The organism is Microbacterium ginsengiterrae (assembly GCF_014205075.1).
GTDB lineage: Bacteria > Actinomycetota > Actinomycetes > Actinomycetales > Microbacteriaceae > Microbacterium > Microbacterium ginsengiterrae.
In genome coordinates this window covers 2,454,960-2,468,951 of sequence record NZ_JACHMU010000001.1, presented here as the reverse complement: position 1 = coordinate 2,468,951, position 13,992 = coordinate 2,454,960, and the positions used below count along the sequence as shown (strand labels likewise).

Sequence of the window (13,992 nt, the reverse complement as noted above, 5' to 3'; positions counted from 1 at the left end):
GTGACGAGTGAGGGGCGCCCGCAGGCGCCCCTCACTTTCGATCGGATCAGCCGCGAGGCTTCTCCACCATCTCGGTGGTCTCGATCTCGTCGCCGACCTGGATGTCGTTGTACTTGCCGAGGCCGATACCGGCTTCGTAGTCCGTACGCACCTCGGTGACGTCATCCTTGAAACGACGCAGCGACTCGATGGCCAGGCCATCGGCGATGACGACGCCCTCGCGGATGACGCGGGCCTTGGCGTTTCGGGTGATCGTTCCGGAGCGGACGATGACACCGGCGATGTTGCCGAACTTCGAGGAGCGGAACACCTCGCGGATCTCGGCGACACCGGACTGGACCTCTTCGAACTCGGGCTTGAGCATTCCCTTGAGGGAGTTCTCGATCTCGTCGATCGCCGAGTAGATGACCGAGTAGAACCGGATGTCCACGCCTTCGCGCGCCGAGGCCTCACGGGCCTTGGTGTCGGGTCGGACGTTGAATCCGACGATGATCGCGTTGTCGATCGTCGCCAGGTTGACATCGGATTCGGTGATCGCGCCGACACCGCGGTGGATGATGCGCAGCTGCACCGAATCGTCGACCTCGATCTTGAGCAGCGACTCCTCGAGCGCCTCGACGGCACCGGAGACGTCACCCTTGATGATGAGGTTGAGTGTCTCGACCTTGCCCTCTTCGAGTGCACGGGTGAAGTCCTCGAGCGAGATGCGCTTGCGGGCCTTGGCCAGCAGCGCGTTGCGCTGGACGGCTTCACGCTTCTCAGCGATCTGACGCGCCATGCGGTCTTCCTCGGTGACGATGAAGACGTCGCCGGCACGCGGGACCGAGTTCAGACCCTGCACCTGGACGGGGCGGGACGGCGGTGCCTCTTCGACAGCGTCGCCGTTCTCGTCGAGCATGGCGCGAACGCGGCCGAAGGCGGTACCGGCCACGATCGAGTCACCGATGCGCAGCGTTCCGGACTGGATGAGAACCGTCGCCACCGAACCACGACCCTTGTCGAGCTTCGCCTCGATGGCGACACCACGAGCGGACTTGTTCGGGTTGGCCGTGAGGTCGAGACCCGCGTCGGCCACCAGCAGGACCGCGTCGAGCAGTTCCTGGATTCCCGTGCCCTGACGGGCCGAGACGTCCACGAACATGACGTCGCCGCCGTACTCCTCTGCGACCAGACCGTACTCGGTGAGCTGCTGACGGACCTTGGCCGGATTGGCGTCGGGCTTGTCGACCTTGTTCACCGCGACCACGATCGGGACGTTCGCCGCCTGCGCGTGGTTGAGTGCCTCCACCGTCTGCGGCATGATGCCGTCGTCGGCCGCCACAACGAGGATCGCGAGGTCGGTGACCTGCGCACCACGGGCACGCATGGCGGTGAACGCCTCGTGACCCGGGGTGTCGATGAAGGTGATGGCGCGCTCGATCTCCTCGTGCTCGGTCCACACCTGGTAGGCACCGATGTGCTGGGTGATGCCACCGGCCTCGCCCGCGATGACGTTGGTCTGGCGGATGGCGTCGAGCAGTCGGGTCTTACCGTGGTCGACGTGACCCATGACGGTCACCACCGGAGGACGGATCTCGAGGTCCTCCTCGCTCTCCGCGGCGAGCTCCTTCTCGAGGTCGAGACCGAAGCCCTCGAGGAGCTCCTTGTCCTCGTCCTCGGGAGAGACCATCTGGATCTTGTATCCGAGCTCCTCACCGAGGACCTCGAAGGTCGCCTCGTCCAGCGACTCGGTGGCCGTGGCCATCTCGCCGAGGTTGAAGAGGATCGTCACGAGGGTTCCCGGCTGCACGGTGTAGCCGGTCAGAGTCTCGATCTTGTCCGCGAAGTCGGCGATCGATGCACCGCGACGCATGCGGATGGTCTCCCCGTTGCCGCGGGTGACGTTGACGCCACCGACGACGGGGGCATCCCGCATCTCGAATTCCTGCCGCTTCGCCCTACGCGACTTGCGCTGCTTGGACTTGCCGCCTCCCTTTCCGAAGGCGCCTGCGGTACCACCACCGGGTCCACGACCGCGGCCGCCGCCACCCGGGCGACCGGCGAAGCCGCCACCCGGACGAGCACCGGGACCACCTGGGCCGCCGCCACCCGGACGGCCGGGACCGCCGGATCGCTGCTGGAACGGTGCGCCGGGACGACCGCCCTGGCCGCCGCGAGGAGCGCCGGGACGGGGCGAACCGGGGCGCGGTGCACCGGGACGGGGCGCGCCGGGGCGCGGAGCCTGCGGACGCGGGATGTTCCCCGGCGTCGGACGCTGGCCCATGCCCTGCGCGGAGGCGAAGGGGTTGTTGCCGGGGCGCGGACCGGCGGGACGCTGGCCCATGCCCTGCGCGGACGAGAACGGGTTGTTGCCGGGGCGAGGTGCACCGGGCTTGGGGGCGTTCTTGTCCGCGGACGGCGCGGGCTTGTCCGCGGAAGGCGCGGGCTTGCTCGGCCCGGGGGTGGGCGCCGAGGAGGACGGAGCGGCAGCAGCCGGCTTCGCCTCCGGTGCCGGAGCCGGTGCGGGCTCAGCGGCCCGCTTGGGTCCGGGGACGGGCGCCTTGGGCGCGGGAGCCGCCGGGGTGGCGGATGCAGGCTTCTTCTCCTGCTTCTCCGGAGCCTTGGCGGCGATCGCGCCGTCTGCCTCGATGGCAGCACGGAGCTTACGAGCCACGGGGGGCTCGACCGTCGAAGACGGGCTCTTGACGAACTCGCCGAGTTCCTTCAGTTTCGCAAGTGCGACCTTGCTGTCGACGCCGAGTTCGGCGGCGATCTCATGCACGCGTGGTTTGGAAGCCACAATTCTCCTGTCTGGGTCGGTCTGCCCAGACAGGGCAGACCACTAGTCGCGGACGGGTCTCATTTCGAGCCGTTCACTTTGTTTCCATAGCCGTTCAGCCGTTTCTCGATGGTCTGCATGTCGTCGGCCTCGGGGAACCCGAAGGATGCCGACACGCGGAGTGCTCGTGCGAAGGCCCGGCGCCGTATGGCGTTGTCCAGGCACTCCTGCGTCGGATGAATCCACGCGCCCCTCCCCGGCATCACGGCGCGCTCGTCGAAAACGAGTCTGCCATGGTCAGCCACCACTCTGAGAAGAGCGGATCGGGAAGCACGCATGCGACAGCCGACGCATGTCCGTACTGAATCCATCTTACACCGCGCTGCTGGGTGACAACTCCGTGTCCCCTGGTCAGTCGAGGATGCTGTCCGGCTGGATGTCGATCTTCGCCCCGGTCAGTTTCGCGGCGAGGCGCGCGTTCTGCCCCTCCTTGCCGATCGCGAGCGAGAGCTGGTAGTCGGGGACGAGAGCGCGGACCGCCTTCGTGCCGGCGTCGAGGACGAACGAGCTGGTGACCTTCGCGGGCGAGAGCGCGTGGGCGACGAACGTCGCGAGGTCGGCGTCGTGGTCGACGATGTCGATCTTCTCCCCCGCCAGCTCCTCGGTGACCGCGCGGACTCGACGCCCGAGCTCGCCGATGCAGGCGCCCTTGGCGTTGATCGACGGGTCGTTCGCCTTCACGGCGATCTTCGTGCGGTGGCCCGCCTCCCTCGCCAGCGAGATGATCTCGACGAGACCGGCGGCGATCTCCGGCACCTCCAGCGCGAAGAGCTTGCGCACGAGGCCGGGGTGCGTGCGCGAGACGGTGATCTGCGGCCCCTTCAGCCCCTTGGCGACGCTCGTCACGTACACGCGCAGCCGCGAGCCGTGGGTGTACTCCTCACCGGGGACCTGCTCCTCAGGGGGCAGGATCGCCTCGACCGAGCCGAGGTCGACGTGGATCATCCGCGGGTTGGGGCCCTGCTGGATGACACCGGCGACGATGTCGCCCTCCTTGCCGCGGAACTCGCCGAGGACGGCATCGTCGGCGATGTCGCGGAGGCGCTGGCTGATGACCTGCTTGGCGGCGAACGCACCGATGCGACCGAAGTCCTCCGGCGTCGCGTCCTCCTCGCCGATCACGGCACCCTCGTCATCGACGACGGGCTGCAGGACGGCGACGTGTCCGGTCTTCCTGTCGAGTTCGACACGCACACCGGCGGGGACGGCACCGTCCTCGGAGACGTGCTTGCCGTAGGCGGTCAGGACGGCCTGCTCGATGATGGCGACCAGTTCGTCGAAGGGGATCGCCTTCTCCTTCTCGATCCCTCGCAGCAGCCCAAGTTCGATCTCCATGACGACCCTCCATATTCAGCTCTTCACCGCGGCATCCTGCGCACGCGGCATCCGTACAACGATACCCGACCCCGTCGCCGACAGGATGCGGAGTCAGACGGAGCGCAGGGTCAGCGAGCGGAGTCGAGTGCGTTGATCGCGTCGATGAGGCGGTACAGGCCGCCCACCTCGCGCTGCCGGAGGCGGAGGGCGAGACGCGGCAGATCCACCACGTCGTTGTCGGAGCGCTCGACGGGCAGCGCGTCGACGCGGTCGATCCGCCCCTCGGCGACGATGTCGCCGAACTCGTCGTTCAGGCGTTCGATCTCGTCATCCGTCGGCGTGTGCTTCAGCCGCAGGACCAGCACGTCGTCGACCCAGCGCAGCGAATCGTAATTGCACCAGAAGCCGGTGATCTCGGCGACCGCCTCCTCGGCGGAGTCCGTGACGAGCACGCGGTCGAAGTCGTCCGCGGAGATGACACCGGCGGGGATGAGGTGCTCGACGACGAAGGCCTCGAGGCCTTTCCAGAACGTGCCACCCGGTGCATCGAGCAGGACGATCGGCATCGGCTCGGCCTTGCCGGTCTGCTGCAGCGTGAGCAGCTCGAACATCTCATCGAGCGTGCCGAAGCCGCCGGGCAGGCAGATGAATCCGGTCGACTCCTTCACGAGCATGAGCTTGCGGGTGAAGAAGTACTTCATCTCCACCGACCGGGTGTCCTCGGCGACGACCGCGTTCGCCTTCTCTTCGAACGGGAGGCGGATCGAGACGCCGAGCGCCATCTTCTCCCCCGCGCCCTCCGCTGCCGCCTGCATGATCCCAGGGCCCGCGCCCGTCACGACCATCCATCCGCGCTCGGCCAGCGCGGATGCCACCGATCGCGCCTGCTCGTAGAGCGGATCCTCCTGGCGCGTGCGCGCGGAACCGAAGACCGTGACCTTCGGAACATCGGCGTACGGATGGAACAGCTGGAAGGCATCGCGCATCTCCGCGAGCGCCGCCGATGCGATCTTGAGGTTCAGGCGATCGGTACCGTCCTCGCCGAGGCGCAGGCCGGTGTTGAGGATCCGGCGGATGAGCGTCCGGTTCGCACTGACGCCCGCATCGGTCATGATCTGATCGAGCGCCGCCGCGACATCGACGCCCCCCTCGTCGGTCATGTCAGGCCGACAACCGTGCGAGGGCCTCGGTGAGGGACAACGCGTCGCGCTCGCCCGTCCGGCGGTCCCAGAGCTCGACCTGGCCTTCTGCGGCCCCGCGCCCGATGACGAGGACGCGAGGGATGCCGACGAGTTCGGCGTCGCCGAACTTCACACCGGGCGACACCTTGGGTCGATCGTCGTAGAGCACGTCGAGCCCGGCCTCCTCGAGCTGCGCCGCGGCCTGCTCGGCGACCTCGTACGCCACCTGGTCACGACCCGCGGCGACGACGTGCACGTCGAAGGGCGAGACGGAAGCCGGCCAGATGAGGCCGCGATCGTCGTTGTTGAGTTCAGCGATGATCGCGAGGATGCGCGTGATGCCGATCCCGTAGGAGCCCATCGTGACGGTGACGAGCTTGCCGTTCTCGTCGAGCACCTTCAGCCCGAGGGCTTCGGCGTACTTGCGGCCGAGCTGGAAGACGTGACCGATCTCCATGCCGCGCGCGAGCGTCACAGGGCCGGATCCGTCGGGGGCGGGGTCGCCCTCGCGCACGTTCGCGATCTCGACGATCCCGTCTGCGGTGAAGTCGCGGCCTGCGACGACCGAGTACGCGTGCTTCTCGTCGATGTTCGCGCCCGTGATCCAGCTCGTGCCCTCCGAGACTCGAGGATCGACGAGATAGCGGATGCCGGTGGCGGATTCCTCGCCGAGGACCGCGCCGGTGGGCGACCACGGACCGATGTACCCGCGCACGAGGAGCGGGTTCGCCGCGAAGTCCTCCGGGGTCGCGGTGGAGACCTCGGCGGGCGCGAACGCCACCTCGGCGCGCTTGTCGTCGACCTCGCGGTCGCCGGGGATGCCGACGACGACGAGCTCGCGGGAACCGTCGGGGTGGGTGAGGGCGAGGACGACGTTCTTCAGCGTGTCGGCAGCGGTCACCTCCCGGTCGAGCACGGCGTTCGCGTGGGCCACGAGCGTGTCGATCGTCGGCGTGTCGGGCGAATCGAAGACCGTGGCCTCCGGTGCGTCGTCGAACGGCACCGCCGCCGGCACCGCAGTGGTGAACGCCTCGACGTTGGCGGCGTATCCGCCCTCGCTGCGGACGAAGGTGTCTTCGCCCACGGGGGTCGGGTGGAGGAACTCCTCGCTGCGGGAGCCGCCCATCGCGCCGGCATCCGCCTTCACGATCGCGTACTCGAGACCGAGCCGCTGGAAGATGCGCTCGTACGCGTCGCGCTGCGCCATGTAGCTGGCGTCGAGGCCGGCGTCAGAGGCGTCGAAGGAGTAGGCGTCCTTCATCGTGAACTCGCGGCCGCGGAGGAGCCCCGCGCGGGGCCGTGCCTCGTCGCGGTACTTGTCCTGGATCTGGAAGATCGTCAGCGGCAGATCCTTGTACGACGAGTAGAGATCCTTCACGAGCAGCGTGAAGGCCTCTTCGTGCGTCGGGGCGAGCAGGTAGTCGCCGCCCTTGCGGTCCTGCAGACGGAACAGCAGGTCGCCGTACTCGTCCCACCGACCCGTCGCCTCGTAGGGTTCGCGGGGCATGAGGGCAGGGAAGTGCACTTCCTGCGCACCGGCAGCGGCCATCTCCTCTCGGACGACGGTCTCGATCTTGGCCTTCACCTTGAGCCCCAGCGGGAGCCAGGCGAAGATGCCCGCTGCCTGCGGGCGGATGTACCCGGCCCGGATCAGCAGTCGGTGACTGGCGATCTCGGCACCTGCCGGATCTTCACGGAGCGTGCGAAGGAAGAATTTCGAGAGACGTGTGACCACGCGTCAAGTCTAGTGACGCGATCGCCGTCAGTTCAGCGCCCGAGTCGATCCGGGGATGACGCCGTCGGCGTAGAGGCTCGAGGCGACGTCCTGGAGGGCGGTCAGCGCGACCCGCTGGATCATGGGCCCGTAGGAGATGCGCGCGACGCCGAGCGCCTCGTACTCTGCCGCAGTGAGAGCACCGGGGAGTCCGATCACGCTGATCTTGCCTCGGCCGATGCCCTCGACCAGCTGAGCGGTCACGTCGGCGTCGAGGATGCCGGGGACGAAGACGCACGTGGCACCGGCGTCGAGGAACGCCCGGCCCCGCTGGATCGCGTCGGCGATGCTCTCGTCGAGGGGGCGATCGCCCGCGCGGACGAAGGCGTCGGTGCGCGCATTGAGCGCGAAGGGCACGCCCTCCGCCTCGCCCGCCTTGACGATTGCCTCGACCACGGCCACGGACTCGTCCAGGGGCTTGAGGCGGTCCTCGACGTTGGCACCGACGATGCCGGCACCGATGGCGAGGCGCGTGGTCTCCCCCGCGTCCCCGTATGCGTCGTCGAGGTCGGCGCTCACCGGAAGATCGGTGGATGCCGCGATGCGGCCCGCCATGTCGATCATGAGGTCGCGAGGGATCTGCCCGTCGGCGTAGCCGAAGGTCGCGGCGATGGAGTGTCCCGCCGTGGCGAGCGCCGTCGTCTCGGGAAGCGCGGCGACGGCCTGCGCGGAGACGACGTCCCAGATGTTGACGACACGGAGGATCTCGGGGGCGTCGTAGAGCGAACGGAGCTTCGTGGCCTTCTCTGCAGCGGTCATCGTCCCACGCTAGCGCGCGGGGACTGCGCGTGGGGCCGGATCCGCTTCCCCGTGTTCTGCGCTGCCCGGCATCCCCTTCTTCGGCCGTAGGGTGAGTGCATGCCTCAGCGCCGATCGCATGTCGCCCCGTCCGCCGCGCAGAGCGAACTCGCCGATGCTCTCGCCGAGTTGCGTCGGAGCATCGATGCACCGACCGAGTTCTCCGCCGAGGCGCTGGCCGAGGCGAAGACGGTGACGGCCCCGACGCCCGAGCTCGATCTGCGGGATGTGCCGTTCGCGACACTGGACCCGAAGGGTTCCCGAGACCTCGACCAGGCGTTCCATCTCGCCACGAGCCGGGAAGGCTTCGAGGTGCGATACGCCATCGCCGATGTGCCGGCATTCGTCCGCCCCGGTGGTGCGCTGGATGCCGCTGCACGTGAACGCGGCCAGACGCTCTACGCCGCTGACGACTCGATCCCGCTGCATCCGCGCGCGTTGAGCGAGGACCGCGCGTCTCTCCTGCCCGACGTCGAGCGGCCGGCACTGGTGTGGACGTTCGCCCTCGACGACACCGGGACGGTCACGGAGTTCCGGCTGGAGCGGGCTCGGATCCGGTCGCGCGCGCAGCTGGACTACGAGAGCACACAGCGTGCCCTCGATGCCGGCGAGGAGTCCCCCGCCGCCCTGCTGTGCGAGATCGGCGAACGGCGCATCGCGCTGGAGGAGGCGCGGGGCGGCGCGAGTCTCAACATGCCGGACGAGGAGGTCGTGCAGCACGACGACGGGACGTACGGGATCGAACGGCGCACGCCGCTGCTCGTCGAGGAGTGGAACGCGCAGTTGTCCCTGATGACGGGCATGGCCGCGGCATCCCTCATGCTCGATGCGAAGGTCGGCGTGCTGCGGACGATGCCGGAGCCCGATGCGGACGCCTTCGAGACGTTCCGTCGGCAGACCGAGGCTCTGGGCCGGCCGTGGCGGAGCGGCGAATACGGAGAATACCTGCGCTCTCTGGACCGCGACGATCCGCTCACGCTGCCGGTCCTCGAGGCCGCCGCCACCCTCTTCCGCGGCGCGGGGTACGTGACCTTCGACGGCACGGTCCCCGCAGACGTGACACAGGCCGCGATCGCGGCGCCGTACGCCCATGCCACCGCTCCCCTCCGGCGGCTCGTGGATCGATGGTCGCTGGCGATCTGTCTCGCCGTGTCGCAGGGCGACGAGGTCCCGACGTGGGCTCGGGAGTCTCTGGACGAGCTGCCGGGACTCATGCAGGCATCGGGTCAGCGCGCGTCTCGATTGGACGCGGACACGATCAACCGCGTGGAGGCCGCGTTGCTGTCTCCCCTGGTCGGCCGTCAGGTCGAGGCGACCGTCATCGAACTGCGCAACGGGGGCGACAGAGCCGCGGTCCAGATCGCCGAACCGGCGGTGACGGCCTCCGCCCCGATCCCCGTCGGCACGAAGCCCGGCACGACGGTGAGGCTGCGCGTGGTCGCAGCGGACATCGCCAAGGGAGAGGTGGAGTTCGCGCCGGTGTGACCCGCGCGTCTTCCGCTGACGCGATCGTGGGCGGCGGTCAGGCTCGGCCGATGTGGTCGTCGCCGAGGAGTCTGTGCAGAGTGCTCCGTCCGAGCGCGCTCATCGCCGGATTGGAGTGGCGGTAGTACCAGACGAGCCCCATGGCCTGCTGGAACGCCCAGGCGGCACCCCGCCTCCATTCGAGGTCATCCGACCCGATGCCTGCGCGGAAGACCGCACGGGCATCGGTGTCCAGCAGGTGCCACCCAGCGACCAGATCCAGTGCGGGGTCCGTCGGGCCGAAGCCTCCGCCGTCGAGCACTCCGACGAGCCGGTCACCACGCACGAGAAGGTTGCCGGGGATGAGGTCGCCGTGCGTCATCGCGACCCTGCCGGGCGCGGGGAGCGTGCGCATCCGCTCCCACAGGGCGTGGAGCCGATCAACGGGGAGCAGATCGACGCTCTCCTTGAGGCAGGTCGCCATCCAATCGTCCGAGTCGCGCAGGTCTCCCCCGCGACCTCGGCCGCCGAAGGCTCGCCCCCGCGTGGGGGCTTCCCGCAGCGCTCGGACGAGCCTCGCCAGGTCTCCGGCGAAGGCCGCGGACCGCGACACGGAATCGGGCGTGGCGACCGCGCCGGGGATCCAGGTCTGGACCGACCACGGCAGAGGGTATCCGGCCCCCGGCCTCCCGGCGGCCACTGGCTGTGGAGCCGCAAACGGACACGCGTCGGCGAGTTCTGCGAGCGCGGTGGCCTCGCGGCGCAGCGTGTCCGCTGTCGGTCCCGCCTCGCCGGTGAGCGGGAAACGAGCGGTGTAGTCCTCTCCGATGCGGAAGATGGCGTTCACCGTGCCGAACCCGGGCACAGGACGAATCGAAAGAGATCGCCACTCGGGAAACTGCTCGTCGACCAACTCACGCACGACCTGCTCGTCGATCTCGCGTTGATCGTCGTGCATCCTCACCTCCACGACGCTACCGGTATCCATGTCCCGTCCCCGATCGAGGTTCACGCGTCCCTGAAGAAACAATGTTCGAATGTCGGTGGTTCGCGAGATCATCGGGTATGGCCTTCTTCTCCGACTTCGCCGACAGGATCACCGCGATGCGTGATCTCGTCGGCGACCCCGTCGAGGCGGAGGAGCTGCCGGCGCGCATGGAAGCTCTCGACGGCGAGGCCGTGATCGCACTGCTCCGGCACGCGAACGAGATCGTCCAGACGGCCGAGCAGGTGAGTCTCGTCGCGGCGGGCGTGATCGCGCGCCGCTCGGCTCGCGAGACGGGGCGATCGGGCCTCGCCCAGTCCCATGGGCACCGCAACGCCACCTCACTGATCCAAGACGTCACCGGCTCTTCGAGAGCGGATGCTGCGCGCCACGGTCGCGTCGGCGAAGCTCTCCTCACCGACGACCATGGAGCGACCGGCGAACGCGCGACGCCCGATGACGAGACGGCGGGTGCCGGGCCGGAGCGCTCCGTGGAGAACGGCGCCACGAGCGGGCCCGGACGCTGGGACGATGTCCTGCGCACAGCACTCTTCCGTCGCGCGATCACGAACCAGCAGCACGACGCGATCCGGCGCGGACTGGGCGAACCGCCCACACCCGACGACGCGACGGCTGTCGTAGCCGAGAGCGCGCGCGAGGCCTGGGCCGTCGCGGGTGAACAGCTCATCTCCGAGGCAGCGCACCGCACGCTGGAGGAGCTGCGCATCGCGGCCCGAACCATCCGCGACCGACTCGACCCGGACGGGGCGGAAGCACGCTTCCTCAAGCGCCATGAGGCGCGATCCTTCCGGCTGTGGACCGACATCGACGGTGCGCACCATGCCTCCGCCGTGCTCGACGACGAGGCTGAAGACCATCACGGACACCGCGCTGCGCCCCCGACGCGGAGGGCCGCGCTTCGTGGACACAGAAGAAGCCGCCCGTGCCGCGGCACTCACGGATGACGCACGATCCAACGATCAGCTCGCGTACGACCTGATCATGGACGTGCTGCGCGCCGGCGCCCTCGCAGACGCGGACGCCGTGTTCGGAGCGCGACAGCCGGGCGTGCGACTGGTGCAACACGTCGACGCGGACGGACGCGCCATCGGTCCGGCCCTCGCGGAGGACGGATTGTGGTCGCTCCCCGCGTCGACCACCGCACAGCACATCTGCGACAGCGGAAGCACGCGGCTCATCCTCGACGGCGACGGCAACCCACTCGACGTCGGACGCGAACACCGCCTTTTCACGGCGAAGCAGCGAGTGGCTCTCGCGATCCGCGACGGCGGATGCCGGTGGTCAGGCTGCGACAGACCGGCTTCGTACTGCGAGGCCCATCACATCGACACGTACTCCGAAGGCGGGCGGACCGACATCGACCGAGGAATCCTGCTGTGCCGGTTCCATCACATGCAACTGCACCACGGTCAGTGGCGGATCACCCGCGAGGAGAAGCGCGACTTCGTGCTGCGACATCGATCGGGAGAGCGGACACTGCTCCCGCGACGGACCACCCTGCGGTACGCATGGGCAGGGATCGACCCGCCGCCGAAACGATTTCGAACAGCCGGGTGAGGGACGCTCAGCTACGCGCGTGAAGGACGCTCAGGGCGCGGGTGGGACCGTCGTCGTCATCACCAGCGTCTGCGGGTCACGCATCTCCAGACCCACGGTGATCGAACCGAACGTGCTCAACGAGTACACGTGCGTGCCGCCGCACAGCATCACGGCATCACCCTCCGGCAACTCGCAACGCCAGCGCCGCCGGTCGATGATCGTCGGGCCGTCCGTCTCGATGCCGCTCGCCGCCCCCGAAGCCACCCAGGCCGCCAACTGCGCATTGATGCGCGTCTCGCGCTCCGGAAGCGTCGCCGCGAAGGTCTCCGTGTCGAACCCGGCCTTGCGCAGGCTCTTCCCCAGGCGGTACTCGTCGACGCTGCCGTCCTCGTGGATGCGGCTCGTCTGATTCGCCCGCCCCTCGAAGTCGGGATTGCCGAGGGCATCCGCGCCGGGATCCTTGCGCCACAGGTCGGCGACGGCGATATCCAGCGCGAGCGAAGCGAGGTGGCACGCGGTGTGACCGCGACTCAGACCCTGGCGACGTGCCTCGTCGACGTCGAGCGTCACTGCCGCGCCCTCAACGAGCCATGCCGGCGGCTCCGCCACATCAAGGCGATGCCCGACGAGCCACGTCCACCCTTCCGCACCCCGCTTGACGGGAATGTCCGCGCCGACGGCGAACGCGCCTTCGTCGCTGACGGCGGCCATGACCGCCTCGACGACGTTCACCGATCCGGCACCGGATGTGATCGAGCCGGCGTCGCCCGGCTGGTCGGGCCAGGTGTGATCGACCGGATGGAACGGCGTCCGCTCGACGACGACCACGGCACCCTCCGGATGCGCGTGCACCGCCGACACGAGGCTCTCCGCGTGAACCTCTCCCGACGCGAACGTGACGACAGTCGCAGACATCAGGCGGTGATCACCTGAGCCGTGCCGGGTGCCGCATCCGGGCCCATCTCATCTGCGATGCGGTTGGCCTCTTCGATCAGCGTCGCCACGATGTCGGCCTCCGGCACCGTCTTGATGACCTCGCCCTTGACGAAGATCTGGCCCTTGCCGTTACCGGACGCGACACCGAGATCGGCGTCGCGCGCCTCACCGGGGCCGTTCACGACGCAGCCCATCACGGCGACGCGCAGCGGAACGGTCATGTCCTTGAGGCCCTCGGTGACGTCATCCGCGAGCGTGTACACGTCCACCTGAGCACGACCGCAGGACGGGCAGGAGACGATCTCGAGCTTGCGCTCGCGCAGGTTCAGCGACTGCAGGATCTGGTGCCCGACCTTGACCTCTTCCGCCGGCGGAGCGGACAGCGAGACACGGATGGTGTCGCCGATGCCCTCGGAGAGCAGGATTCCGAACGCCGTGGCGGACTTGATCGTCCCCTGGAACGCCGGCCCGGCCTCGGTGACGCCGAGGTGGAGCGGCCAGTCACCGCGCTGGGCGAGCTGCCGGTAGGCCTTGACCATCACGATCGGGTCGTTGTGCTTGACGGAGATCTTGAAGTCGTGGAAGTCGTGCTCCTCGAACAGCGACGCCTCCCACACGGCGCTCTCCACCAGTGCCTCCGGCGTCGCCTTGCCGTACTTCTCCAGCAGGCGTCGATCCAGCGACCCGGCGTTCACGCCGATGCGCAGCGAGACGCCGGCATCCTTCGCCGCCCTCGCGATCGCCCCGACCTGATCGTCGAACTTGCGGATGTTCCCGGGGTTCACCCGAACAGCGGCGCACCCGGCGTCGATCGCCTGGAAGACGTACTTCGGCTGGAAGTGGATGTCCGCGATCACGGGGATCTGACTCTTCTTGGCGATGATGTGCAGCACGTCGGCGTCATCCTGAGACGGCACGGCGACGCGCACGATCTCGCAACCGGATGCCGTGAGCTCGGCGATCTGCTGCAACGTCCCGTTGATGTCGGTCGTCTTGGTCGTGGTCATCGACTGAACGCTCACCGGAGCGTCCCCTCCTACGAGGACCTTGCCGACCCTGATCTGACGGGACTTGCGACGAGGACTGAGGACTTCGGGGACGCTGGGCATCCCAAGATTGACTGCAGGCACACCCCCAGGTTACGCGGTGCATGATCGGT

The 13,992-nt window shown here is 68.6% G+C and carries 12 protein-coding genes; 3 read left to right on the top strand and 9 right to left on the bottom strand.

The window, feature by feature from the left end; all coding sequences use genetic code 11:
* Positions 1–46: 46 nt before the first annotated feature.
* From infB to HD600_RS11910, 6 genes are all read right to left on the bottom strand, one after another.
* The gene (gene infB, locus HD600_RS11935) at positions 47–2,779 is read right to left on the bottom strand and encodes a translation initiation factor IF-2 (RefSeq protein WP_338402232.1); all 2,733 of its coding nucleotides are present in this window, start codon (positions 2,777–2,779) and stop codon (positions 47–49) included.
* A gap of 59 nt (positions 2,780–2,838) precedes the next feature.
* The gene (locus tag HD600_RS11930; RefSeq protein WP_184283865.1) at positions 2,839–3,129 is read right to left on the bottom strand and encodes a YlxR family protein; all 291 of its coding nucleotides are present in this window, start codon (positions 3,127–3,129) and stop codon (positions 2,839–2,841) included.
* A 40-nt stretch (positions 3,130–3,169) separates the two neighbouring features.
* Complete coding sequence (gene nusA / locus HD600_RS11925; protein WP_144795463.1) at positions 3,170–4,153, bottom strand: transcription termination factor NusA; 984 nt, start codon at positions 4,151–4,153, stop codon at positions 3,170–3,172.
* A gap of 110 nt (positions 4,154–4,263) precedes the next feature.
* Complete coding sequence (locus HD600_RS11920; protein ID WP_184283863.1) at positions 4,264–5,295, bottom strand: LOG family protein; 1,032 nt, start codon at positions 5,293–5,295, stop codon at positions 4,264–4,266.
* Between the two features lies 1 nt (position 5,296).
* Positions 5,297–7,051 (bottom strand): proline--tRNA ligase, encoded by a 1,755-nt coding sequence (locus HD600_RS11915; RefSeq protein WP_184283861.1) that lies wholly within the window; start codon positions 7,049–7,051, stop codon positions 5,297–5,299.
* A 27-nt stretch (positions 7,052–7,078) separates the two neighbouring features.
* Positions 7,079–7,849, bottom strand: a complete 771-nt coding sequence (locus HD600_RS11910) for an isocitrate lyase/PEP mutase family protein (RefSeq protein ID WP_144795466.1) — start codon at positions 7,847–7,849, stop codon at positions 7,079–7,081.
* A gap of 99 nt (positions 7,850–7,948) precedes the next feature.
* On the opposite strand from HD600_RS11910, the gene HD600_RS11905 reads away from it, so the two are divergent.
* Positions 7,949–9,373, top strand: a complete 1,425-nt coding sequence (locus tag HD600_RS11905; RefSeq protein WP_184283859.1) for an RNB domain-containing ribonuclease — start codon at positions 7,949–7,951, stop codon at positions 9,371–9,373.
* Positions 9,374–9,410: 37 nt separating this feature from the next.
* Here the strand turns inward: HD600_RS11905 and HD600_RS11900 are convergent, their stop codons facing one another.
* The gene (locus tag HD600_RS11900) at positions 9,411–10,310 is read right to left on the bottom strand and encodes an aminoglycoside phosphotransferase family protein (protein WP_184283857.1); all 900 of its coding nucleotides are present in this window, start codon (positions 10,308–10,310) and stop codon (positions 9,411–9,413) included.
* A 107-nt stretch (positions 10,311–10,417) separates the two neighbouring features.
* On the opposite strand from HD600_RS11900, the gene HD600_RS11895 reads away from it, so the two are divergent.
* Both HD600_RS11895 and HD600_RS11890 read left to right on the top strand, forming a co-directional pair.
* Positions 10,418–11,302 carry a hypothetical protein gene (locus tag HD600_RS11895; RefSeq protein WP_184283855.1) on the top strand — a complete coding sequence of 295 codons (885 nt, stop codon included), beginning with the start codon at positions 10,418–10,420 and terminating at the stop codon, positions 11,300–11,302.
* Complete coding sequence (locus HD600_RS11890; protein WP_184283853.1) at positions 11,259–11,915, top strand: HNH endonuclease signature motif containing protein; 657 nt, start codon at positions 11,259–11,261, stop codon at positions 11,913–11,915. Before HD600_RS11895 ends, HD600_RS11890 begins: the two co-directional genes overlap by 44 nt.
* A 30-nt stretch (positions 11,916–11,945) precedes the next feature.
* On the opposite strand, the gene HD600_RS11885 is transcribed toward HD600_RS11890, so the two are convergent.
* Positions 11,946–12,812, bottom strand: a complete 867-nt coding sequence (locus HD600_RS11885) for an alanyl-tRNA editing protein (protein WP_241731671.1) — start codon at positions 12,810–12,812, stop codon at positions 11,946–11,948.
* On the bottom strand, positions 12,812–13,942 hold the full coding sequence (gene ispG / locus HD600_RS11880; protein ID WP_144796018.1) for a flavodoxin-dependent (E)-4-hydroxy-3-methylbut-2-enyl-diphosphate synthase: 1,131 nt from the start codon (positions 13,940–13,942) through the stop codon (positions 12,812–12,814). Before ispG ends, HD600_RS11885 begins: the two co-directional genes overlap by 1 nt.
* Positions 13,943–13,992 lie beyond the last annotated feature (50 nt).

Coding starts and splice junctions, on each gene's coding strand:
- HD600_RS11930 (WP_184283865.1), bottom strand. CDS start 3,129: ATGGATTCAGTACGGACATGCGTCGGCTGTCGCATGCGTGCTTCCCGA.
- nusA (WP_144795463.1), bottom strand. CDS start 4,153: ATGGAGATCGAACTTGGGCTGCTGCGAGGGATCGAGAAGGAGAAGGCG.
- HD600_RS11920 (WP_184283863.1), bottom strand. CDS start 5,295: ATGACCGACGAGGGGGGCGTCGATGTCGCGGCGGCGCTCGATCAGATC.
- HD600_RS11910 (WP_144795466.1), bottom strand. CDS start 7,849: ATGACCGCTGCAGAGAAGGCCACGAAGCTCCGTTCGCTCTACGACGCC.
- HD600_RS11905 (WP_184283859.1), top strand. CDS start 7,949: ATGCCTCAGCGCCGATCGCATGTCGCCCCGTCCGCCGCGCAGAGCGAA.
- HD600_RS11900 (WP_184283857.1), bottom strand. CDS start 10,310: ATGCACGACGATCAACGCGAGATCGACGAGCAGGTCGTGCGTGAGTTG.
- HD600_RS11895 (WP_184283855.1), top strand. CDS start 10,418: ATGGCCTTCTTCTCCGACTTCGCCGACAGGATCACCGCGATGCGTGAT.
- HD600_RS11885 (WP_241731671.1), bottom strand. CDS start 12,812: ATGTCTGCGACTGTCGTCACGTTCGCGTCGGGAGAGGTTCACGCGGAG.
- ispG (WP_144796018.1), bottom strand. CDS start 13,942: ATGCCCAGCGTCCCCGAAGTCCTCAGTCCTCGTCGCAAGTCCCGTCAG.